This is a genomic window from Mycobacterium sp. 1482292.6, assembly GCF_001672995.1.
Lineage (GTDB): Bacteria > Actinomycetota > Actinomycetes > Mycobacteriales > Mycobacteriaceae > Mycobacterium > Mycobacterium europaeum_A.
Genome location: NZ_LZKV01000196.1, coordinates 1 through 21,508, shown reverse-complemented (window position 1 = coordinate 21,508; position 21,508 = coordinate 1). Strand labels below are relative to the sequence as shown.

20 protein-coding genes and 2 pseudogenes are annotated in these 21,508 nt (G+C 68.3%); 6 read left to right on the top strand and 16 right to left on the bottom strand.

Going from position 1 to position 21,508, the window contains the following annotated elements:
• Window positions 1-18 precede the first annotated feature (18 nt).
• Together A5624_RS19500 and A5624_RS19495 are read right to left on the bottom strand one after the other, a co-directional pair.
• Complete coding sequence (locus tag A5624_RS19500; protein WP_066869607.1) at window positions 19-636, bottom strand: superoxide dismutase family protein; 618 nt, start codon at window positions 634-636, stop codon at window positions 19-21.
• 67 nt (window positions 637-703) lie between these two features.
• Window positions 704-1,969, bottom strand: a complete 1,266-nt coding sequence (locus A5624_RS19495) for a deoxyguanosinetriphosphate triphosphohydrolase (RefSeq protein WP_066869604.1) — start codon at window positions 1,967-1,969, stop codon at window positions 704-706.
• An 88-nt stretch (window positions 1,970-2,057) separates the two neighbouring features.
• Here A5624_RS19495 and A5624_RS19490 point away from each other — a divergent pair, with 88 nt between their 5' ends.
• A complete protein-coding gene (locus A5624_RS19490) occupies window positions 2,058-4,049 on the top strand; it encodes a TPM domain-containing protein (RefSeq protein WP_066869601.1) in 1,992 nt (663 codons plus the stop codon).
• A 173-nt stretch (window positions 4,050-4,222) separates the two neighbouring features.
• Here the strand turns inward: A5624_RS19490 and A5624_RS29145 are convergent.
• The 3 genes and pseudogenes from A5624_RS29145 to A5624_RS19475 form a co-directional block, all read right to left on the bottom strand.
• Window positions 4,223-4,376: pseudogene (locus A5624_RS29145) on the bottom strand (hypothetical protein); the annotation flags it as partial.
• A 519-nt stretch (window positions 4,377-4,895) separates the two neighbouring features.
• A complete protein-coding gene (locus A5624_RS19480) occupies window positions 4,896-6,113 on the bottom strand; it encodes a PPE family protein (RefSeq protein WP_066869595.1) in 1,218 nt (405 codons plus the stop codon).
• Between the two features lie 250 nt (window positions 6,114-6,363).
• Entirely contained in the window at window positions 6,364-7,755 is a 1,392-nt protein-coding gene (locus tag A5624_RS19475; protein ID WP_066869656.1) for a glycine--tRNA ligase, read from the bottom strand.
• 191 nt (window positions 7,756-7,946) lie between these two features.
• On the opposite strand from A5624_RS19475, the gene A5624_RS19470 reads away from it, so the two are divergent.
• Both A5624_RS19470 and A5624_RS19465 read left to right on the top strand, forming a co-directional pair.
• On the top strand, window positions 7,947-8,375 hold the full coding sequence (locus A5624_RS19470; protein ID WP_197518998.1) for a helix-turn-helix transcriptional regulator: 429 nt from the start codon (window positions 7,947-7,949) through the stop codon (window positions 8,373-8,375).
• Window positions 8,376-8,457: 82 nt separating this feature from the next.
• Window positions 8,458-8,853 carry a Fur family transcriptional regulator gene (locus tag A5624_RS19465; RefSeq protein WP_066869589.1) on the top strand — a complete coding sequence of 132 codons (396 nt, stop codon included), beginning with the start codon at window positions 8,458-8,460 and terminating at the stop codon, window positions 8,851-8,853.
• Between the two features lie 4 nt (window positions 8,854-8,857).
• On the opposite strand, the gene A5624_RS19460 is transcribed toward A5624_RS19465, so the two are convergent.
• The 3 genes from A5624_RS19460 to recO are packed head-to-tail and all read right to left on the bottom strand — an operon-like array spanning window position 8,858 to window position 10,993.
• The gene (locus A5624_RS19460) at window positions 8,858-9,286 is read right to left on the bottom strand and encodes a hypothetical protein (RefSeq protein ID WP_066869587.1); all 429 of its coding nucleotides are present in this window, start codon (window positions 9,284-9,286) and stop codon (window positions 8,858-8,860) included.
• Window positions 9,286-10,203, bottom strand: coding sequence for a decaprenyl diphosphate synthase (locus A5624_RS19455; RefSeq protein WP_082990613.1), 918 nt, complete (start codon window positions 10,201-10,203; stop codon window positions 9,286-9,288). Before A5624_RS19455 ends, A5624_RS19460 begins: the two co-directional genes overlap by 1 nt.
• Window positions 10,196-10,993, bottom strand: coding sequence for a DNA repair protein RecO (gene recO, locus A5624_RS19450; RefSeq protein WP_066869584.1), 798 nt, complete (start codon window positions 10,991-10,993; stop codon window positions 10,196-10,198). The genes A5624_RS19455 and recO overlap by 8 nt, the downstream gene beginning before the upstream one ends.
• 61 nt (window positions 10,994-11,054) lie before the next feature.
• Between recO and A5624_RS19445 the strand changes: the two genes are divergently transcribed.
• Complete coding sequence (locus A5624_RS19445) at window positions 11,055-12,545, top strand: amidase (protein ID WP_066869581.1); 1,491 nt, start codon at window positions 11,055-11,057, stop codon at window positions 12,543-12,545.
• A gap of 63 nt (window positions 12,546-12,608) precedes the next feature.
• Window positions 12,609-14,066, top strand: a complete 1,458-nt coding sequence (locus A5624_RS19440; RefSeq protein WP_066869577.1) for an aminotransferase class I/II-fold pyridoxal phosphate-dependent enzyme — start codon at window positions 12,609-12,611, stop codon at window positions 14,064-14,066.
• Window positions 14,067-14,083: 17 nt separating this feature from the next.
• Here A5624_RS19440 and A5624_RS19435 read toward each other — a convergent pair whose 3' ends face one another.
• The 8 genes from A5624_RS19435 to A5624_RS19400 form a co-directional block, all read right to left on the bottom strand.
• Window positions 14,084-14,869 (bottom strand): SDR family oxidoreductase, encoded by a 786-nt coding sequence (locus tag A5624_RS19435; RefSeq protein ID WP_066869574.1) that lies wholly within the window; start codon window positions 14,867-14,869, stop codon window positions 14,084-14,086.
• Window positions 14,870-15,056: 187 nt separating this feature from the next.
• Window positions 15,057-15,956 (bottom strand): GTPase Era, encoded by a 900-nt coding sequence (gene era, locus A5624_RS19430; protein WP_066869571.1) that lies wholly within the window; start codon window positions 15,954-15,956, stop codon window positions 15,057-15,059.
• Window positions 15,949-17,259 carry a hemolysin family protein gene (locus A5624_RS19425; protein WP_066869568.1) on the bottom strand — a complete coding sequence of 437 codons (1,311 nt, stop codon included), beginning with the start codon at window positions 17,257-17,259 and terminating at the stop codon, window positions 15,949-15,951. The genes era and A5624_RS19425 overlap by 8 nt, the downstream gene beginning before the upstream one ends.
• Window positions 17,256-18,470 carry a hypothetical protein gene (locus tag A5624_RS19420; protein ID WP_066869650.1) on the bottom strand — a complete coding sequence of 405 codons (1,215 nt, stop codon included), beginning with the start codon at window positions 18,468-18,470 and terminating at the stop codon, window positions 17,256-17,258. Before A5624_RS19420 ends, A5624_RS19425 begins: the two co-directional genes overlap by 4 nt.
• A 50-nt stretch (window positions 18,471-18,520) precedes the next feature.
• On the bottom strand, window positions 18,521-19,054 hold the full coding sequence (ybeY, locus tag A5624_RS19415; protein WP_066869564.1) for an rRNA maturation RNase YbeY: 534 nt from the start codon (window positions 19,052-19,054) through the stop codon (window positions 18,521-18,523).
• Between the two features lie 20 nt (window positions 19,055-19,074).
• Entirely contained in the window at window positions 19,075-20,133 is a 1,059-nt protein-coding gene (locus A5624_RS19410; RefSeq protein ID WP_066869562.1) for a PhoH family protein, read from the bottom strand.
• Window positions 20,134-20,189: 56 nt separating this feature from the next.
• The gene (locus tag A5624_RS19405) at window positions 20,190-21,038 is read right to left on the bottom strand and encodes a 16S rRNA (uracil(1498)-N(3))-methyltransferase (RefSeq protein ID WP_066869559.1); all 849 of its coding nucleotides are present in this window, start codon (window positions 21,036-21,038) and stop codon (window positions 20,190-20,192) included.
• Window positions 21,039-21,061: 23 nt separating this feature from the next.
• Window positions 21,062-21,331, bottom strand: a complete 270-nt coding sequence (locus A5624_RS19400) for a DnaJ C-terminal domain-containing protein (RefSeq protein ID WP_369827499.1) — start codon at window positions 21,329-21,331, stop codon at window positions 21,062-21,064.
• On the opposite strand from A5624_RS19400, the pseudogene A5624_RS27625 reads away from it, so the two are divergent.
• A pseudogene (locus tag A5624_RS27625) lies at window positions 21,230-21,508 on the top strand (DnaJ C-terminal domain-containing protein); the annotation flags it as partial. The gene A5624_RS19400 and the pseudogene A5624_RS27625 sit on opposite strands and share 102 nt — an antisense overlap.

Here is a 21,508-nt window from a genome sequence, read left to right as displayed (position 1 = left end):
AAGTCGCGACGGCGCACGCTAGCCGGTACCGATGACGCCGCACGCGACCCGATCCATTGCGTTCTCGGTGTCCTGGGCGCCGTGCAGCATCAGCGCGGTCTTGTTGCCCGCCAGCAGGTCGTCCCGGTTGAACGAATCGGTGGTGGTGACCAGGTACGCCGAGCCGTCCTGCCGGACCTCGAGGGACGCCAAGTCGCCACTTTCGGGCTTGCCGGTGTGTCCGGGGGCCTGGTAGTGACCGCCGGCGGACAGGAAGTTGCCGGGCGCACCGCCGGTGGGCGCCACCGAGTTCGGCTCGCACTTGCCGATCTCGTGCACATGCAGGCCGTGGATGCCGGGCGTGAGGATGCCAGGCGCCTCCGTTTTCACCGTCACGGTTACGTAGCCGCCGGTGAAGTCGAAGGTCGCAGTGGCCGCCGAACGGCCATCGGGCGTCTTCAGTTCCGCGCGCAGCGAGCCCGCGGCGGGCGCCGGGGTCGACGTCGACTCCCCGGACGACGGAGCGGCACCCTTCACCGGTGGTGTGGTGCCCGGCTGGGTGCTCGCATGCTGCGGTGAACTGCAGGCAGTCATGGCGACGACGGGGAGCCCCATCAACAAGGAGGCCACAAAGGGCGAGCCGCTGAATTTCTTCATGTCGGGCAGCCTAACTCGCGGCGGCCGCGCCGATTCCCAGACCGGACGACTTCCTTCCGACCGGCGACTACGGACCGGCCTGGCGGGTATCGATCCGTTCGAGCCGACCCTCGGTATAGGAGGCGATCTGGTCGACGATGACGCGCCACCGCGCGCCGTCGTCGGCCGCGGTGTTGAAGGCCGCAGCAAAGAACGGGTCCAGCGTGCGGGGCGCTCCCGCATACAGCCAGTGCGCCACCCGATGGATGCGTTCACGCTGCCCGGCTTGTGTTTCCTGATGACGCGGATCGGACATGATGAACTGCAGCGCCAGGATTTTCAGCAGGGCCACCTCGGCGCGCACCAGGTCGGGAACCTGCAACTGGGCCCGGTAGCGCACCAGCGGGCCGGGACCGGCCGCCGCGCGAGTGGTGGCGATGGCGGCCGAGGCGAACCGGCCGACCAGTTCACTGGTCAACCGCTTGAGCGCCACCGAAGCCGCGAGCGTGGCGTCGTACTTTCCGACGGCGGCGACCACCGGCAGGGCGGAGAGCCGTCGCGCCGCCGCCATGAAGTCGTCGGCGCGCACCCGGAAAAATTCGGTCTCGCCCAGTTTGGCCAGTGCGGCGGCCTCGTCTTCGTCGGCGAGCACCCGCAGGTCGATGCGCTGGGACACCACACCGTCCTCGACGTCGTGCACCGAATAGGCCACATCGTCGGCCCAGTCCATGACCTGCGCTTCCAGGCACATCCGCCCCTCCGGTGCGCCCGCCCGAACCCAGGCGGCCGGCTCGCGGTCGTCGTCGTAAAACCCGAACTTGCGTTGCGCTTCGCCGCGGGGCCACGGGTACTTGGTCACCGCGTCCAGCGACGCCCGGGTCAGGTTCAACCCCGCGCTATTGCCTTGCTCGTCAAGGACTTTGGGCTCCAGACTGGTCAAGATCCGGAAGTTCTGGGCGTTGCCCTCGAAACCGCCGTAGTCCGTCGCGACCTCGTCGAGCGCGCGTTCGCCGTTGTGTCCGTAGGGCGGGTGGCCGATGTCGTGGGCCAGTCCCGCCAGCTCGACGAGGTCGGGGTCGCAGCCCAGCCCGATCGCCATCCCCCGCCCGATCTGGGCGACCTCGAGCGAATGCGTCAGCCGGGTGCGCGGTGTGTCCCCTTCTCGGGGCCCGACCACCTGGGTCTTGTCGGCCAATCGACGCAGCGCGGCGCTGTGCAGGACCCGCGCCCGATCCCGGGCGAAGTCGGTGCGGTGTTGACCCTCGGCGCCCGGCAGCCCCGCAGTCTTGGGCGCTTCGGCCACCCGTCGCTGACGGTCGAAGTCGTCGTAGGGGTCGTGCTGATTCCCGGTCACCGACGCACAGTCTGCCAGGGAACGCCCGCCGGAGTATGGCTCGACTCGGGCCTACTGGCCTGCATCGTCGCGGGGCTAGATTGGCCCTATGCGTTGCACCGCTCGCCTGATCGCCGTGATCGCGACGATCCTCACGGTCGGCTTCGGCGGCGGCCTGCTGCTGGCGCCGGCCGCCGGCGCGCAACCCCCATTCCGGTTGGCCGACTACATCACCGACAACGCGGGTGCCCTGTCGGATTCCGGGCGCGCGGCGGTCGCCTCTGCTCTCGGCAAGCTGTACACCGACCGCCACATCCGGCTGTGGGTGGTCTACGTCGACAACTTCTCCGGGCAGAGCGCGGCCGGGTGGGCACAGCGCACCGTGACCAACAGCGATCTGGGCGCCTACGACGCGCTGCTGGCCGTCGGCACCCACAGCCGTGAATACGCCTTCCTGGTGCCCTCCACGGTCAAGGGCGTCACCGCAAATCAGGTCGACAAGTTGCGGCGCAACAAGATCGAGCCCGCCCTGCATGACGGCGATTGGAGCGGCGCCGCCGTCGCGGCGGCCAACGGACTCGACACCTCGCCCGATTCGTCGGGCCGGGTGGCGCTGCTGGCCGTGCTGGCGGGCATCCTGGTCGCGCTGGCAGTCCTGTTGCTGGTCATGCGTTATCGCGGTCGGCGCCGCCGCGCCGCGGCGTTGGCGGCGGCGCGTCGGGTCGACCCCACCGACGCCGATGCGCTGGCCGCGGTGCCCCCGCAGGCACTCGACGACCTGTCCCGCGAACTGGTGGTGGACGTCGACAACGCGTTACGCACCAGCGCCAACGAATTGGACCTGGCGGTCACGGAGTTCGGCGCCGACCGGACCCAGCCGTTCACCCAGGCCGTGACCAACGCCAAAGCCGCACTGTCCCAAGCCTTTACGATCCGCCAACAACTCGACGACGACACGCCAGAGACGCCGGCGCAGCGCCGGGAACTGCTCACCCAGGTGATCGTGGCGGCGGCGCGCGCCGACCGGGAACTGGAGTCACAGACCGAGGCGTTCGAGAAGCTGCGGGATCTGGTGATCAACGCCCCCTCCCGGCTGGACGCACTGACACAGCAATACGTGGAACTCACCACCCGCATCGCGCCGGCTGAACAACGACTTGCCGCGCTGCACAACGACTTCAGCGCGGCCGCACTGACTTCGGTGTCGGGCAACGTGACCGCGGCCAAGGAGCGGCTGGCGTTCGCCGACCGCAACATCACCAGCGCCCGTGAGCTTGCCGCCCATGCCGTCAGCGGGCGGCAAGCCGGTCTGGTCGACGCCGTCCGCGCCGCCGAGTCGGCGCTGGGCCAGGCGCGCGCGTTGCTCGACGCGGTGGACAACGCGGCCGGCGACATTCAGCACGCCATCGACGGGCTGCCGTCGGCCCTGACCGACATCCAGCACGACATCGAGCGCGCGGACGAACTGCTGCGCCTGACAGCGAAGGTCAAGACCGCGCACACCGGTGATCTGGTTGCGGCGCGCGATGCCGCCCTCCGGGCCGTCGACAGCGCACGGGCCGGCGCTGCCGACGATCCGCTGGGCGCATTCGCTCAGGTGACCAAAGCCGACGCCGGCCTCAACGGGCTACTGGCCACCCTGGCCCAGGAGCAGGCCGCGGCCGAGCGGCTGAACCGGTCGTTGGAGCAGGCGCTGTTCACCGCGCAGTCGCGGGTGCGTGCGGTGTCGGACTACGTCGACACCCGCCGGGGCAGCATCGGCCCCGAGGCGCGCACCCGGCTCGCCGAGGCCAGACGGCATCTGCAGGCCGCGCAGGACAAACGATCGACGCTGCCGACCGAGGCGATCGCGCACGCCAACGCGGCGTCGACGCTGGCCGCCACCGCGCAGTCGCTGGCCAACGACGACGTGCAACTGGCGCAGCGGGCCTACGTCGGCCGCGGCGGCAGTGACATGGGTGCGATGCTCGGCGGGATCATCATCGGCAACGTGCTAAGCGGCGGCATGCGGGGCGGATTCGGCGGCTGGAGCCCGACCTCGTTCGGCGGCAGCCCCGGTGCGTCCGGCGGCGGTTTCATGGGTGGCGGCGGCCGATTCTGAGCAGCGCCTGGCGCCGCTACCGCAGCGGTTTGGGTTTCGCCGGGCTCAGCCGGCTGCTGGGGAATGCGGGATCACACCCGATCCCCGCGACACGGTGTCGCCTTCCCACCCGCTCCACACGCCGTCCGCAACGGCGGTCGGGCGGGGAACGTCGGCCGGCTGTTCAAGGGTTTCGGCGTCCGGCTTCGGTGCCCAATGGTCATAGTCATCCGGCGGGACGACCACGCCCCACTTGAGCGGAACCGACAGCCCACCGAGCATGCCGGACTCTCCTCGAACTGCCGACACCGTGTCATCCGGCAACGGCGAACCGAGAGGCAAAAGCACCCCTGCCCCCTTCCACAGCCGATAGAGCGTTCGGGCGCTGTGGCGAACCTATTTACACCAACCGGTTCACATCGTAAGACAAAGTGAAGAAAATATGCGGGAATTGCCAATATTCTTCTGTCGAGCACATGCGAACCGACGGCGACCCGACACCGGATCCGCGCTCACGCCCGCCGGATGTCGCCGCCCGCCTGCACAACAAAGAAATGCCACGCGGGTCGGCTCGGCGGCTTCATCCCGCGAATCGACGCTCGCACATGCGTTGCCCCGCAACGGTTTAGCGCTACCAATAGGACGTGCGTTCGAGGGCCGACGAGTTTTCGAGCGGACCGCCGCCTGCGGATTTTCGCCCGGTTCCTGCGACGAGCCGCGCACCTGTTGCGGGTTTCACCAGACCAATCAGACGAATTCGGCGTTGCGCATACAACGTTCCGTCGGGGCGTATGCCGGCATATCGAAAAGTATCGAATTCCGGCCGCTTTGCACACTATTCACGTCTGCAACAGCAGCACCGCTGCACTATCCCGGGCGATTGCGCGGCACCACCTTGGGACGAGACCTGACCACCTGCGCCCTGGTCCCGCGGTCCTCGCCCTCGGGGGTCTTGTCACCGACCGGCATCGCCGTCATCGGCACACCACTGCCCGATCCGCCGGCCGCCGCGGCCGGCGCCCCGGAGCCCGCCCCGGACATCGCCGGGGTGGCGATGTAAGCCGGCATCGATCCCTGCCACGCCGCGGGCACCGTCAGCGACCCGACGAACCGCGCGCCGCCCAGGCCCGCCGTCGCAACGCCCAACGCGCCCAACCCTGAACCGGCCAACGGCGGCAAGTCCGACAGGACGCTGCCCGCGCTGCGCGGCGCGGCGAGGGGCGCGCTGGCCGCGCCCACCAACGCCGGCGCGTGAGAGAGCGGCGACGCGGCCGCCGCCGGTGCGGGGGCGGCACTTTGGGCAAGCGTCACCATGGGCGTCATCAACGCGGTCGCCGGGTACATTCCGGCCTGCGCCACCGACGTCAACGTCGCCACCGGCGTCGACGACAGCAACGAGACCGCCGGCGAGAGCGCCCCGAACACCGACTGCAGTTGGGAGACGAACGCGGTTCCCAGCGAGGACAGGCCCTGGAAGAACTGTGACGCGAGAGTCAGGGGTGCCGTCACCAATCCGGCCAGGCCCGACAGGTCCGCGGCGGGCGCGCCGCCGCCGAGGGCCGCCGGCGGCACGCTGAATTCCGGCAGCGCCTCCGCCATCGATTGGGCCCCGGCGTGATAGCCCAACATCGCCGCCACATCCTGCGCCCACATCTCGACGTATTCGAGCTCGGTCTGTGCGATGGCCGCGGTATTGATGCCAAAGAAGTTCGTGGCAATCAGGACGAGCAACCGGGCCCGATTGGCCAGCACCTCCGGCAGCGGAACCGTCGCCACCAGTGCGCCCTCGAAAGCCAGTGCGGCGATCCGGGCCTGCAAGGCCGCCACCTCCGCCTGCGCCGCCGCGATGATCAGCCATTGCACGTAGGGCGCCGCGGCGCCGGTCATCGCCATCGACGACGGCCCCATCCAGGCGCTACCGGCCAGATCGGAAACCGTGGTGTGAAACGACGATGCCGAGGATGACAGCTCGGCGGCCAGCCCGTCCCACGCCGCGGCCGCCTCGAACAGAGGGCCGGCCCCGGGGCCGCCGAATATCAAGGCCGAGTTGATCTCAGGAGGGAAGAACACAAACGCGGGAATCATGTGCAACCCCAACCGACCGAGTCAACGGCTCCTGCCCCGGACGGAGCGACATCCACCCGCGGCCATTAGCTATCTACTTATGCCCCAGTGGCGATCCTAAGGCACCAGCACCGCGAAAAGCCGGACTTTTAAGCAAACCTTATTCCGCGGAATTCGGTGTGGGTGCGGATGCATCACCGGCGCCACGGCGGCCGGACCCGCGCCGATGCAACGGGACAAGCAATCTACAAGACGGCCCGCGAGTGGTCGATTAACAACCCTTGAGGCGCGCCGCCAGATAATCCGACACGGCATTCATCGGCACCCGCTCCTGGGACATGTCGTCGCGGCGGCGGACCGTCACGGCGTTGTCCTCGAGTGAGTCGAAATCCACCGTCACGCAGAAGGGCGTGCCGATCTCGTCCTGGCGTCGGTAGCGTCGCCCGATGGCACCGGCGTCGTCGAAATCGATATTCCAAAACTTCCGCAACTCGGCGGCCAGGTCTCGGGCCTTGGGACTCAAGTCGGCGTGCCGGGACAGCGGCAGCACCGCGGCCTTGACCGGTGACAGGCGCGGATCCAGCCGCAGCACCGTGCGTTTTTCCATCTTGCCCTTGGCGTTCGGGGCTTCGTCCTCGGTGTAGGCGTCGATCAAGAACGCCATGAACGACCGCGTCAGACCGGCGGCGGGCTCGATGACATACGGGGTGTACCGGGTGTCGGTCACCTGGTCGTAGAACGACAGGTCGACGCCGGAATGCTTTGCATGCGTCGACAAGTCGAAATCGGTGCGGTTGGCGACACCTTCCAACTCGCCCCACGGATTACCGGCGAAGCCGAACTTGTACTCGATGTCGACGGTGCGATCGGAGTAGTGCGACAGCTTGTCGGCCGGATGTTCAAATAGCCGCAAGTTCTCCGGGTCGATACCCAGTTCGACATACCAGTGCAGGCGGGTGTCGATCCAGTACTGATGCCATTCCTTGGCGGTCGAGGGCTCGACGAAGAACTCCATTTCCATTTGTTCGAACTCGCGGGTCCGGAAAATGAAGTTGCCCGGGGTGATCTCGTTGCGAAAACTCTTGCCGATCTGACCGATACCAAAAGGCGGCTTCTTGCGGGCGGTGGTCACCACGTTGGCGAAGTTGACGAAGATGCCCTGCGCGGTCTCCGGACGCAGATAGTGCAGGCCCTCCTCGGTTTCGATCGGACCGAGATAGGTCTTGAGCATCATGTTGAATTCGCGCGGCTCGGTCCACCGGCCGGGCTCGCCGGTCTCCGGGTCGCGGATGTCGGCCAGGCCGTTGGGCGGCGGGTGTCCGTGTTTGGCTTCGTAGGCTTCGATGAGATGGTCGGCGCGATAACGCTTGTGGGTGATCAGTGACTCGACGAGCGGGTCGTGGAAGACCTCGACATGGCCGGAGGCCACCCAGACTTGCCGCGGCAAGATGATCGCCGAATCCAGGCCCACGACGTCGTCGCGACCGGTGACCACCGAGCGCCACCACTGGCGTTTGATGTTCTCCTTGAACTCCACACCCAGCGGGCCGTAATCCCATGCCGATCGGGTGCCGCCGTAGATCTCCCCCGAGGGAAAGACGAAGCCGCGCCGTTTGGCCAGGTTCACTACGGTGTCGATGACGGACGCCACGGGGTGGTGCACTCCCTTTCCGGGTTTGAGCGGGCACGCGCGGCGCTCGACCGCGGTGCGCAGAGCATCAGTCATGGTAGCGATCGGCACCGCGGTCTTTGACATGCGTCATCATGCATGTGACAGTGGATGGCAGCCGACAACGACTTTCACCGGCGACTACTTTCCCACTACCTGGCACTTCTCGAGGTGATGCCGCCCCCATGATGACGTCCCCGTCACCTTCTGCCTCGATGCCGGCCGCCGCGGATGGCGATTCGGACCCGGGCGTCCTCGCCCACGACCACGACGCGCTGGGCGCCGCCGGGCACTCCGGAGGGGCCGCCTATCCCGTGCCGCCGCCGCGGGACATCCTCGATGCCGCCGGTGAGTTGTTGCGCGCGCTGGCCGCGCCCGTGCGCATCGCCATCGTGCTGCAGCTGCGCGAGTCGCACCGCTGCGTGCACGAGCTGGTGGACGCGCTCGGCGTGCCCCAGCCGCTGGTCAGTCAGCATCTCAAGATCCTCAAGGCGGCCGGCGTGGTCACCGGGGAGCGATCCGGGCGCGAAGTGCTCTACCGGCTCGCGGATCATCACCTCGCGCACATCGTGGTGGATGCCGTCGCGCACGCCAGTGAGGAGCCGCGCCAATGACCCGCGCCGGCGACGATGCAGCGGGGGCACCCCCAGCCGTGAAGCGGCGAGGGGGACGAAGCGATGAAGAGGAGCCGCGCCAATGACCAGGGTCAGCGTCCGCTCCACCCGGCAGCGGGCGGCGATCTCCACGCTGCTGGAGACCCTCGACGAGTTCCGCTCGGCCCAAGAGCTGCACGACGAGCTGCGCCGGCGTGGCGAGAACATCGGCCTGACGACCGTCTACCGGACCCTGCAGTCAATGGCCGCGGCCGGGATGATCGACACGCTGCGCACCGACACCGGCGAATCGGTCTACCGCCGATGTTCGGAGCACCACCACCACCATCTGGTCTGCCGCAGTTGCGGCGCCACCATCGAGGTGGGCGATCACGAGGTCGAACAGTGGGCCAGCGAAGTGGCTGCCAAGCATGGCTTCTCCGACGTCAGCCACACCATCGAGATCTTCGGCACCTGCTCGGATTGCGGGGGCCGGTAACCGGTTACGCCGTCAGCGCCCGACGTATCTCGGCGCCGGTGTCGAGCACCAGCAGGATCAAGGTCCGCAGGGCATCGTCGGTCAGGCCGGCGCCGGGGAAGTTATAGCGCAGCATCACGTCGGCGGTTTTCGCCGCACTCCTGCCCGAATTGCGTTGCACCGCTTTATCGTTGACCTTCTCGACCATGGTCACGCTACCGAAGTTGCTGTCGCGGGCCTGCTTGGCCACCTGCTCGCTTAGCTTCTTGGTCGACGGCAGATCCCACGCCAGTATCTGGGTGAGCGAGACCAGATCGAGGCCCTCGGCGATGTTGACCACCCGCAACGAGGCGATGGTGGCGTCGTGGCGCACCGTCACGGCGCCGTCGGCCTCCGCCTCGAGCGGAAGGACGTCGCCGAGTATCGATGCCAGGCGCTCCTGCAGCGGCGGCACTATGCGCTCCCGAATCTGCGGTTGCGGGAGGCGTATTCCTCACACGCCGCCCACAGGTCGCGGCGGTCGTAGTCGGGCCACAGCTTGTCCTGAAAGACGTATTCGGCGTAGGCCGCCTGCCACAGCATGAAGTTGCTGGACCGGTGCTCCCCCGAGGTCCGCAGGAACAGGTCCACGTCGGGGATGTCGGGCCGCTGCAGGTGATGCGACACGGTCGACTCGGTGATGCGCTCCGGGTTCAGCCGGCCGGCGGCGGCCAGGCGCGCGATTTCCCTTGTCGCCTCGGCGATCTCGGCGCGACCGCCGTAGTTGACGCAGTAGTTGACGGTGATGACGTCGTTGTCCTTGGTCAGGTCTTCGGCAATCGCCAGTTCGTTGATCACGCTGCGCCACAGGCGCGGCCGCGAACCAACCCACCGGATCTTGACCCCGATGGTGTTCAGGTTCACCCGGCGCATGCGCACCACGTCACGGTTGAATCCCATCAGAAAGCGGACCTCCTCGGGGGAACGCTTCCAGTTCTCGGTGGAGAAGGCGTACAGACTGAGCCATTTGATGCCGAGTTCGATTGCGCCACAGACGATGTCGATGACCACCGCCTCGCCCGCCTTGTGACCGTCGGTGCGGGTCAATCCCTGCTGGGTGGCCCAGCGGCCGTTGCCGTCCATCACGATGGCCACATGGTTGGGCAATCGATCGGCCTCGATCTTGGGCGCGGCCGCCTTGGAAATGTGCTGTGGGGGCCGGCACGGCCCACCGTCGGCCGGGGGCGGCAGCTCGGGAAAGACGACCGGCCAGGTCGACTTGTCGGGGAACACCGGGTAGCCGTCGGGGGCGGGGGGCAGCTGCGGGAAATCGGCTGACGCCGTGGCGAGCTCGGCCTTTCGGCCCGAGCCGCCGGCCCAGAGTTTAGCCACAGTCCATATCCTGCCCGATCAGCGCCGCGCGCTGGTCGGCGATGGTGCGGTCGGCGTGATACGTCCGTTCCACCAGCGGCAGGGTCTTGAGCTGCCGCTCCAGATGCCACTGCAGGTGCGCGGCCACCAGACCGCTGACGTAGTTACGGTGCGACTGCGGGGTCTGCTCGGCGAAGTCCCAATCGCCGTCGTGCAGCGCGGACATCAGGTCCAGCACTCCCGGGGGTGGCGTCGTCGAACCGGCCGGGCGGCAGTGTGTGCAGACGCTGCCGCCGGCGCCGACGTGGAACGCCCGATGGGGACCGGGCGTGGCGCACCGGGCGCACTCGTTCAGCGCGGGCGCCCAGCCTGCGATGCCCATCGCGCGCAACAGGTAGGCGTCCAGCAGGAGGTCTCGGGACCGGCGGCCGTCGGCCACCGCCCGCAACGCGCTCACCGTGAGCCCGTGCAGCGCCGGGGCGGGTGCCCGCTCCTCGCCGGCGAGGCGTTCGGCGGTTTCCAGCATGGCGCACCCGCACGTGTAGCGGCCGTAGTCGTTGACGATGTCGGTGGCGAACGCGTCAATGGAGACGACCTGGGTGACGATGTCGAGGTTGCGGCCGGGGTGCAGCTGCGCGTCGATATGCGCGAACGGCTCCAGCCGAGCACCGAATTTGCTGCGGGTGCGGCGCACGCCCTTGGCAACCGCGCGGACCAGCCCGTGCTCACGAGTCAGCAGGGTGACGATCCGGTCGGCTTCACCGAGCTTGTGCTGGCGCAACACAACAGCTCGGTCTCGGTATAGCCGCATCACAATAGTTTTGCACCCCGCCGCGACATTACGGGTATCCGCGCCGTTAGTCTCGTACCCCGTGATTGGCGCTTCTGGGTCGGGTCCCGGGTCCATTTCCGGATCCGGCCACCGGCGCCTGCCCACGCTCACTGACCTGCTCTATCAGCTGGCGAGCCGCTCGGTGACGTCCACCACACTGGTCGGTCGCTCGCTGCACGCCATCCACGCCAGCCAGCCCACGCTCAACGCCTTTCGGGTGGTGCTCACCGAGTCGGCGCTGGCCGACGCCGCCGAGGCCGACCGGCGCCGCGCGGCCGGCGACACCGCCCCGCTGCTGGGGATCCCGATCGCGGTCAAAGACGACGTCGACGTTGCTGGCGTGCCCACCGCCTTCGGGACCGAGGGGACGGTCGCGCCGGCGACGCACGACGCCGAGGTGGTGTGCCGGCTCAAGGCGGCCGGCGCGGTGATCGTCGGCAAGACCAACACCTGCGAGCTCGGCCAGTGGCCGTTCACCAGCGGACCCGGTTTCGGGCATACCCGCAACCCCTGGTCGCGCCGGCACACCCCGGGCGGATCGTCGGGGGGCAGCGCCGCGGCGGTGGCGGCCGGACTGGTCACCGCGGCCATCGGCTCCGACGGCGCCGGCAGCATTCGCATCCCGGCGGCGTGGACGCACCTGGTCGGCATCAAGCCGCAGCGCGGGCGCATCTCGACCTGGCCACTGCCGGAGGCGTTCAACGGCATCACGGCCAACGGCGTGCTGGCCCGGACGGTGGCCGATGCGGCGCTGGTGCTCGACGCCGCCTCCGGAAACGTGGAGGGAGACCGGCACAAGCCGCCGCCGATCGTCGCCTCCGACTACGTGGGCAAGGCGCCCGGCCCGCTGAACATCGCGCTGTCCACCCGGTTCCCCTACACCGGCTTCCGGCCGAAGCTGCACCCGGAGATCCTGGCCGCGACGCGGGCGGTCGGCAAGCAACTCGAACTGCTCGGCCACACCGTGGTGCCGGGCAACCCCGATTACGGCATGCGGCTGTCGTGGGACTTCCTCGCCCGGTCCACCGCAGGCCTGCGCGATTGGGAGGAGCGGCTGGGCGACGGGGTGGTGCTGGACCCCCGCACCCTGTCCAACCTGCGCCTGGGCGCCGTGCTGGGCCAGGCGATCCTGCGCAGCGCGCGTCGCCACGAAGCCGAAGACCAGCGCCGGGTCGGCTCGATCTTCGACATCGTCGACGTGGTGTTGGCGCCGACGACGGCCCAGCCCCCACCCCTGGCACGCGCCTTCGACCGGTTGAGTGGGTTCGGCACCGACCGCGCCATGATTGCGGCGTGCCCGCTGACGTTCCCGTGGAACGTGCTGGGCTGGCCGTCGATCAACGTTCCGGCGGGCTTCACCTCCGAGGGCTTGCCGATCGGTGTGCAACTGATGGGCCCGGCGAACAGCGAGGGCATGCTGATCTCGCTGGCCGCCGAACTGGAAGCGGTCAGCGGGTGGGCGAGCCAACAGCCCCAGTCGTGGTGGGACCAGACCACAGACGCGCCGGGCGCCGCCGGGCCCCACGCCTGACGCCGGTGTTTACGCAGGTAACTAGGACGAATTAGCCGCTGACAACTCGGGTATTCGTTGGCGATGGACCAATCGACCGCTCCCCTACTCGATGCGCTGGCCGATTATCGGGCCAAGAACCGTTACGGATTCACGCCACCGGGCCACCGCCAGGGCCGCGGCACCGACGACCGCGTCCTGCAGGTGCTGGGCCGCGAACCGTTCCTCGACGACGTGCTAGCCAGCGGCGGCCTGGATGACCGCAGAACCAGCAACCAGTATTTGAAGCACGCGGAGGACCTGATGGCCGAAGCCGTGGGCGCCGACGTTGCCTGGTTTTCCACCTGTGGCAGCTCCCTGTCGGTCCGGGCGGCGATGATGGCCGTGGCCGGCGGCGACGGCAGCCTCCTGGTTGGGCGCGACAGTCACAAGTCGATCGTGGCGGGGTTGATCTTCTCCGGTGTGCAGCCGCGCTGGATCACTCCGCAATGGGACGCCGAACACCACTTCTCTCATCCACCCTCGCCGCAGCAGGTAGACGAGGCGTGGGACAAGCATCCCGACGCCGCCGGGGCGCTCATCGTGAGCCCCAGCCCGTACGGCACCTGCGCCGACATCGCCGGCATCGCCGAGGTGTGCCATCGGCGCGGAAAGCCGTTGATCATCGACGAGGCGTGGGGGGCACATCTGCCGTTCCACGACGACCTGCCGACCTGGGCGATGGATGCGGATGCGGACGTCTGCGTGGTCAGCGTGCACAAGATGGGCGCCGGCTTCGAACAGGGCTCGGTGTTCCATGTGCAGGGCGACCTGATCGATCAGGACCGCCTGTCGGCCTGCGCGGATCTGCTGATGACGACCAGCCCCAACGTCCTGCTGTATGCGGCCATGGACGGATGGCGCCGGCAAATGGTGGAGCATGGACACGAATTGCTCGGCGCCGCACTGGATCTCGCACACAAATTGCGTGCGGACATCGAAACTTTGCCCGGCGTCGAGGTGCTCGACGACGAGCTACTCGGGGCGCAGGCGTCCCACGACCTGGATCGCTTGCAGGTGCTGATGGACGTCTCGGGCACGGGCACCTCCGGTTACCAGGCCGCCGACTGGCTGCGCGCGAACGCTCACGTCGACACCGGGATGAGCGATCACCGCCGCATTCTGGCCACCCTGTCCTTCGCGGACGACAAAACCACCGCCGGCCGTCTCACCGGTGCGCTGCGGGCGTGGCGCAGGGCGGCCGACGACTTCGACCGCCCGCCGCAGATCGACCTGCCCTCTCCCGACGAGCTCCAGTTGGAGACTGTGTGTCTGCCCCGCGACGCGTTCTTTGGGCACGTGGAGGCGGTGCCCACCGATCAGGCCGCCGGGCGGATCGCCGCCGAACAGATCACGCCCTATCCCCCGGGCATCCCGGCGGTGGTGCCCGGAGAGCGTCTCAATGAGGCCGTGCTGAATTACTTGTGTTCCGGCGTGCGCGCCGGGATGAACACCCCGGATGCCGCCGATGCGTCGATGAAAACGATTCGGGTGCTGGCCTGATCCGCCGGGCCATCGGTTCAGTTGCCCCGCGGTTTCGACATCACCCGATTGCCAACGGCTTTGACCGTGTCCGGTAGCAGGCGGTTCGCCGCACCCATGACTTTTGTCAATGCGGAGCCGGCCACCACCTTCTGATCGCCTTGCATCAGCGCCTCGAATCCCTGCCGCGCGACCTGGGCGGGGTCGTCCTTGCGCATTTTGCCCATCAGGGAATCCACCATCTTGGCGCGGCCGAAGAAGTTGGTGTCGGTCGGTCCGGGCATCAAGGCGGTGACAGTGATTGCCGTGTCGCGCAATTCGTCGTGCAGCGCCTGGGCGAAGGATTGGATGAACGACTTCGACGCGTTGTACACCGGCTGATAGGAACCCGGCATCTGCGAGGCGATGGACGAGGTGAACAGCACCTTGCCCGCATTGCGATTCGCCATGTCACGCAGAACCAGCTTGGCCAGGTGCACGGTGGAGCGCACGTTGAGATCGATGATGCTGAGGTCGTCGGCGAGCTCGCTCTTGAGGAACATTTCCCCGCGGCCGATCCCTGCATTCAGCGCGGCCGCGGCGAGCACGCGGTCGCCTTCGATTGCGCTCTCGTACACGTGCTCCACCCCCTCGGGGCCGCGCAGGTCCGCCTGGACCGGCTGCACCGCCGCGCCGAACTGCGAGAGTTTGCCGGGCACGTCGTTGATCGCGTCGTCTTCGGCGGCAACGACCAGGTCATAGCCATGCTGGGCGAACTGCTTGGCCAGTTCGAATCCGATGCCGCTGGACGCGCCGGTGACGAGCGCGAGTTGAGGTTGCGTCATAGGCCGCGGCTACCCAGGGCGAAGGCGACCAAACGCGCGGCGGATGCGCGCACCAAAATATAACCGGGCCAGATGCGTCGCCTCTGCTCGGCATATGGCCTTTTCACGTGCGCTAGCGACGGTGCTAGCACGAATGAAAGTCACCTCTTGGTCCGGCGACCGCGGGCGATGCCGTCGCGTGCGATCGCTAAAAGCCCAGCCGACCAAGCTGTTTGGGGTCGCTCTGCCAGTTCTTGGCAACCTTGACCCGCAGATCGAGGTAAACCTTTGTCCCCAACAGCTTTTCGATCTGGGCACGCGCCGCGGTGCCCACCTCCCGCAGCCGGGCACCGCCCTTGCCGATGACGATTCCCTTCTGGCTGTCGCGTTCGACGTAGAGCAGGGCATGCACGTCGATCAGGTCGTCGCGGTCCTCCCGCGGGTTGACTTCGTCGATGACCACCGCCAACGAATGCGGCAGTTCGTCGCGCACGCCCTCCAGGGCGGCCTCCCGGATGAGCTCGGCCATCAGGACCTCTTCGGGTTCGTCGGTCAGCTCACCGTCGGGGTAGTACGCCGGGCCGGGCGGCAGCGCCGCGGCCAGCACGTCGATCAGGATGTCCACCTGCGCCCCGGTGACCGCCGACACCGGCACGATCTCCGCTGAGTCACCCACCAACTCGCTGACCGCCACCAGCTGGGCGGCCACCCGGTCTCTGGGCGTCTTGTCGATCTTGGTGACGATCGCGACCAGCGTCGTCTTCGGCGCGGTCGCGCGGATCTGTTCGACGATCCACCGGTCGCCCGGACCGATCGCTTCGTCGGCCGGGATGCACAGCCCGATCACGTCGACTTCGGAATAGGTATCGCGCACCAGATCGTTGAGCCGCTTGCCCAGCAGGGTGCGCGGCCGATGCAGGCCCGGCGTGTCCACCAGGATGATCTGGAAGTCGTCGCGGTGCACGATGCCGCGGATGGTGTGCCGGGTGGTCTGCGGCCGCATCGAGGTGATCGCGACCTTGGTCCCGACGAGCGCGTTCGTCAGCGTCGATTTGCCGGTGTTCGGACGGCCCACCAAACATACGAAGCCGGAACGGAATTCAGTCATGCTGCTCGGATTCCTCGCCATCGGATGAACCGTCGGATTCGATCGGGCTGAGCAGCACGGTATTGATCCGCACCCGACCCCGGTGATCGGTGCCGCCTTCGGCCTGCAGCCGCAGACCGTGCGAGACCACCTCGGCGCCCGGCAGCGGCACCCGGCCCAGCTCGAGGGCGAGCAGGCCGCCCACCGTGTCGACGTCGAAATCGTCGTCGAACTCCACCCCGTACAGCTCGCCCAGGTCCTCGATCGGCAACCGCGCCGACACCCGGAAGTGCTTGTCGCCCAGGTCTTCTATCGGCGCCGTCTCCGCCTGGTCGTACTCGTCGGCGATCTCGCCGACGATTTCCTCCAGCACGTCTTCGATGGTGACCAGGCCGGCGATCGCGCCGTACTCGTCGACGAGCAGGGCCATGTGGTTGCGGTCGCGCTGCATTTCCCGCAGCAGCGAGTCCAACGGCTTGGAGTCCGGCACGAAGACGGCCGGCCGCATCACCTTCGACACCGGCGGGGTGCGGCCGCCGTCACCGGACAGAACCGTCTGCTGGACAAGGTCTTTCAGGTACACGACGCCCACGATGTCGTCGACGTTTTCGCCGATGACCGGGATGCGGGAATGCCCGCTGCGCACCGCCAGGTTGATGGCCTGGCTGGCGAACTTGTCGCTTTCGATCCAGATCATCTCGGTGCGCGGCACCATCACCTCGCGGGCCGGGGTGTCACCGAGTTCGAAGACCGACTGGATCATCCGCCGCTCCTCGGCGGCCACCACGCCGCGCTGCTGCGCCAGGTCGACGACTTCACGCAACTCGATCTCGGAGGCGAACGGGCCGTTGCGCAGGCCACGGCCGGGCGTCACCGCATTACCCAGCACCACCAGCAGGCGGCTGATCGGCATCAGCAGCCACGAAATTGCCTGCAGCGGAAGGACCGTCGTCAGCGCAATGGAGTAGGCGTTCTGACGGCCGAGGGTACGCGGTCCCACGCCCATCACGACGAAGCTGGTGACCACCATGATGGCGGCGGCGCCGAACAGCCCCCACCTGAGCCCGAAGTTGTCGTAGAGGAACACCACCAGCAGCACGGTCGCCGTGATCTCGCAGGTGATCCGCAGCAACACCACCAGGTTGATGTAGCGGGGCCGTTCGGACATGACCTTGGACAGGGCCACCGCGCCGGGCCGCTCGTCGCGCACCAACTCCTGAACCCGGGCCAGCGACACCGTGCTGATGGCCGCATCGATCGCCGCGAACAGTCCGCCGAGCGCGATCAGCGCGACTGCACCGAGCAGCTCAGACCAGCCGGTCATGAATCAGCGTTCTGCTCCTCGGCCCGGCTCCGGCGAGCGAGCAGCCAGGCGACCAGGCCGACCACCACCGCGAACCCCCCGAAGCGCAGCGCCAAAGTCCATCCGGACTGATTGGGCTGACCGGGCTCCTGATGATGCACGGCCAGCAACACCAGGAAGCTGCCATCGTCGGTCGGCCCGACGCCCGGCGTGGGCTGGGTCTTGATCACCCTGATCTGGGCGGGCGCGCTGCTGGTGTTGTCGATCTGCCCGAAGGCCAGGGTGGAGTCGTCGAGCAGGAAGGTGTCCTGGCCGCCCGCGGGTTGACTCCCGTCGTGACCCACCACCGACACGTGGCCCACCTCCACGGTCTCGCCCTTGGCGGGAACGAACACCGTGACGTTCTCGTACAGCTTCGGCGGCGCCGGCGGCTTGTAGTCGGGCGGCGGCGGACCGTTGTAGCCGTTCAACGGAATTGAGCCCCCGCCATAGAAGCTGCCCGCGGCCACGTAACTGTCACCCACTGCGGTGAACGGGACGACGCCGACGGTCGCGGCGTCGAGCACCATCCGGCCTCCGCGCGGCAGGTACGCCTCCTGATAGGCGCCGTTGTAGAAGTAGCGGAACGTGATCGGCTGGTTGAGCGGGTTGTAGATGGTCGGGCGGCGATAGGAGTCGTCGTAGTCGAGGTAGTCCCAATGGCGCGGCCGGACGAACTTCTGATCGTCCACCTTGAGAATGTCGACGTTCTCCCGGTGCGAACTCACGACGTTCTGCACCCGCTGGTTGAAGTCCACCTGGGTCGGCGGTTTCGGGGGGTTGGCGGGATCGACCCGCGCCACGGGTGCGGCCTTGGCCGCCGCGATCGCCAGCGAGGGCGCGTCCAGCCCGCGCGGCGGCGCCACGACCGGTGCGTTGCGCGGCGCGTCGGGGCCCGGCGGCGGGATGTCCAGCACCGGGACGTTCTGACCCGCGTTGGGCGGCGGGAGGACCAGTGGGTTGTGCGCCGGCGGCGGCATCGGGGGCGGCTCGTACGCCGGGATGGGAACTTCCGGCACCGGCGTGGGCGCGTTGCTCGGGGGTCCCTGGACCCCGCGGCGATCCTCGTTGCACACGTTCGCGGTGTGATAGGCGTTCACGTAGAACATGCAGTGCTGGCAGGAATCCGGGTTCGATCCGGCGCCCGCGCACGGGGCCGCCTGCGCCACCGAAGCGTTGGTGGTGACCACCATCGACAGCGGTGCGAAGGCGATGGCGGCGGCCGCCAGGATGCGAAGTGGCCTCAATGGTCGAAATACCTTGACTTGTCGAGCAATCGGCGGTCGCGTTCGGATTGGCGGTCCTGGTGGTAGGCCTCGACCTGCTCGGCGACCCACTCTTCGAGCAACCGGTCCTGCAGGGCGAACATCTCCTTTTCCTCGTCCGGCTCGCCGTGGTCGTAGCCGATCAGATGCAGCACCCCGTGGATGGTCAGTAGCGCCAGCTCGTGCCCCAGGCTGTGCCCCGCCGAGGCGGCCTGGCCGGCCGCGAATTCCGGGCACAGCACGATGTCGCCCAGCATCGAGGGCCCCGGCTCGGGGGCGTCCGGACGCCCGCCCGGCTCGAGCTCGTCCATCGGAAAGCTCATCACGTCCGTCGGGCCGGGCAGGTCCATCCAGCGCATGTGCAGGTCCGCCATCGCGGCGGTGTCCAGCAGCACCATCGACAGCTCGGCCGCCGGATTGACGTCCATCTTGGCGATGACGAACCGCGCGACGCTGATCAGTTCGGCCTCGGAGACGTCGATACCCGATTCGTTGGATACCTCAATGCTCATGAAATCCGCTCACCGCACCATCATCGACGACCGCGCGAGCCCGTCGCCCGCCGCGCCGCCCGGTTCAATGTCAGGCCGGGCTCGTCAAATTTCGCATAGGCGTCGACGATCTCGGAGACCAGCCGGTGGCGAACCACGTCCACGCTGGTCAGCTCCGCAACATGGATGTCATCGACGCTGTCCAGGATTTCCATCGCCGAGCGCAGGCCCGACTTGGCGCCGCCCGGCAGGTCGACCTGGGTGATGTCGCCGGTGACGACGATCTTGGATCCGAAGCCGAGCCGGGTGAGGAACATCTTCATCTGCTCGGCGGTGGTGTTCTGCGCCTCGTCGAGGACGATGAACGCGGAGTTCAGCGTGCGTCCCCGCATGTAGGCCAGCGGCGCCACCTCGATGACCCCGGCGGTCATCAGTTTGGGGATCAGTTCGGGATCCATCATGTCGTAGAGCGCGTCATACAGCGGCCGCAGATACGGATCGATCTTCTCGCTGAGGGTGCCGGGCAAAAAGCCAAGGCGCTCACCGGCTTCCACGGCCGGGCGGGTCAGGATGATGCGGCTGACCTGTTTGGTCTGCAGCGCGTTGACCGCCTTGGCCATCGCCAGATAGGTCTTGCCGGTGCCGGCCGGGCCGACCCCGAAGACGATGGTGTTGGCGTCGATGGCGTCGACGTAGCGCTTCTGGTTGAGCGTCTTGGGCCGGATGGTCTTTCCCCGCCGCGACAGGATGTCCAGCGTCAGCACTTCGGCCGGTGACTCGTTGTCGGTGCCGGCCAACATGGCGACGCTGTGGCGAACCACCTCCGGGGTCAACGGCTGACCGCCGGCGACGATGGCGACCAGCTCGGAGATCACCCGCTCGGCGAGCGCGACGTCGGCGGGTTCACCCGCGACGGTGACCGCGTTGCCACGCACGTGCAGGTCGGCTTTCAGGCTGCGCTCGAGGGCCCGCAGGTTTTGGTCGGCCGAACCCAACAAGCCCATCACGACATCGGGCGGAACGTCGATGCTGCTGCGAACCTGAGCAGAGGTCGGGACGGCTCCGGCTGCGTCAGCAGCGCTGGTCTCGCGGGGCGTCACGTGGCTCTCGATGCCTGCTTTCTCGGCTTGTCGGTGGGTTGCTGGGCCGTCTCAGTCTACGCCGAGGGCCCGGATTGGTCAGCGTTCAGCAACGTACTCGACGTCGGGTCGGTGTCGCGAACCCGCAGCGTGTGGCCGTTTGCCGGAACGTCGCTGCGCTGGTCCCACCTCGGGGTCAGCACGCCGAGGGCGCCCAGCGCGACCGCCGCGGCGCTCGACGTCCGCAGCACCTGGGGCCCGAGCCGCACCGCCGTCGCGCCCGCCTCGGACAGCGCCGCCATCTCGTCTTCCGCGATGCCGCCTTCCGGACCGACCACCAGCAGCAGCGATTCCGCTTGAGCCAGCCCGACATCCGCGAGCCGGTCGGTGGCCGACTCGTGCAGGGCGAGCGCCGTCGCGCCGGCGGCTACCTCGTCGCGGATCCGCCGGGTCAGCTCGGCGGTGGACAGCACGCCATCGACCGGCGGGATGTGCGCCCGACGGGATTGGCGGGCCGCCGACCGGGCGACGGCACGCCATCGCCGCAAACCCTTGTCGACCCGGTTGCCCTGCCAGTTGGCCACGCACCGCGCGGCATGCCAGGCCAGGAACGCGTCGGCGCCCGCTTCGGTGGCCAACTCGATGGCCAGCTCCGAGCGCTCCGACTTCGGCAGCGCCTGGACCACCGTCACCCGCGGGGATCCCGGGGGAACGGTCCAGCGTTCGAGCACCCGCGCGCGCAGCCCGTCGCGCCCGGCGTGCTCGACCTCGCAGTGGGCCAGGGCCCCGGCGCCGTCGCCCAGCACCAGCCGCTCGCCGGGGCGGATGCGCCGCACGGTCGCGGCGTGGAAACCCTCGTCACCGCCCAGCACGGCCAGCGAGCCGGGCTCGGGCAGATCGTCGAGGTAGAACAGGGTCGCGACCATGTGCGCGCCTTCGCGGCTCCCCGCTAGCGTCCGGTGAAGGTTTCGCGCAGCCGGCTGAACAAGCCGCCCCCGGCGTGCGTCGAGCGGACCTCGGGCACGTCGCGGTTGCGGCGGGTCTTGAACTCGCGCAGCAGTTCGGTGTCGCGGTGGTCCAGCCGGGCCGGAACGACGACCTCGACGTGCACATGCAGATCGCCGCGGGTGCCGGAGCGCAGGTGCGGCATGCCGTGGCCGCGCAGGGTGAGGTCGGGCCCGGCGGCGGCCCGGCCGGCGACCTCTACGTCGAGGTCCACGAACAGCCCCACGACGTCTTCGTCCGCGAAGGCGACGATCTGCACTGCACGGTTTCGGTGCCGATGGTCGACGCGGCGCTGGGCGCCACCGTCACCGTCGACGCCATCTTGGACGGCGTCAGCGAAATCACCATCCCGCCCGGCACCCAACCGGCGTCGGTCATCACCCTGCGCGGC

Bases quoted from the DNA above. Each gene is read 5' to 3' on its own strand.
- A5624_RS19435 (WP_066869574.1), bottom strand. From the start codon at position 14,869: ATGACGCAACCTCAACTCGCGCTCGTCACCGGCGCGTCCAGCGGCATC.
- A5624_RS19405 (WP_066869559.1), bottom strand. From the start codon at position 21,038: ATGGTCGCGACCCTGTTCTACCTCGACGATCTGCCCGAGCCCGGCTCG.
- A5624_RS19465 (WP_066869589.1), top strand. From the start codon at position 8,458: ATGACCAGGGTCAGCGTCCGCTCCACCCGGCAGCGGGCGGCGATCTCC.
- A5624_RS19420 (WP_066869650.1), bottom strand. From the start codon at position 18,470: ATGGTGGTCACCACCAACGCTTCGGTGGCGCAGGCGGCCCCGTGCGCG.
- recO (WP_066869584.1), bottom strand. From the start codon at position 10,993: ATGCGGCTATACCGAGACCGAGCTGTTGTGTTGCGCCAGCACAAGCTC.
- A5624_RS19500 (WP_066869607.1), bottom strand. From the start codon at position 636: ATGAAGAAATTCAGCGGCTCGCCCTTTGTGGCCTCCTTGTTGATGGGG.
- era (WP_066869571.1), bottom strand. From the start codon at position 15,956: ATGACTGAATTCCGTTCCGGCTTCGTATGTTTGGTGGGCCGTCCGAAC.
- A5624_RS19425 (WP_066869568.1), bottom strand. From the start codon at position 17,259: ATGACCGGCTGGTCTGAGCTGCTCGGTGCAGTCGCGCTGATCGCGCTC.
- A5624_RS19470 (WP_197518998.1), top strand. From the start codon at position 7,947: ATGATGACGTCCCCGTCACCTTCTGCCTCGATGCCGGCCGCCGCGGAT.
- A5624_RS19480 (WP_066869595.1), bottom strand. From the start codon at position 6,113: ATGATTCCCGCGTTTGTGTTCTTCCCTCCTGAGATCAACTCGGCCTTG.
- A5624_RS19490 (WP_066869601.1), top strand. From the start codon at position 2,058: ATGCGTTGCACCGCTCGCCTGATCGCCGTGATCGCGACGATCCTCACG.
- ybeY (WP_066869564.1), bottom strand. From the start codon at position 19,054: ATGAGCATTGAGGTATCCAACGAATCGGGTATCGACGTCTCCGAGGCC.
- A5624_RS19440 (WP_066869577.1), top strand. From the start codon at position 12,609: ATGGACCAATCGACCGCTCCCCTACTCGATGCGCTGGCCGATTATCGG.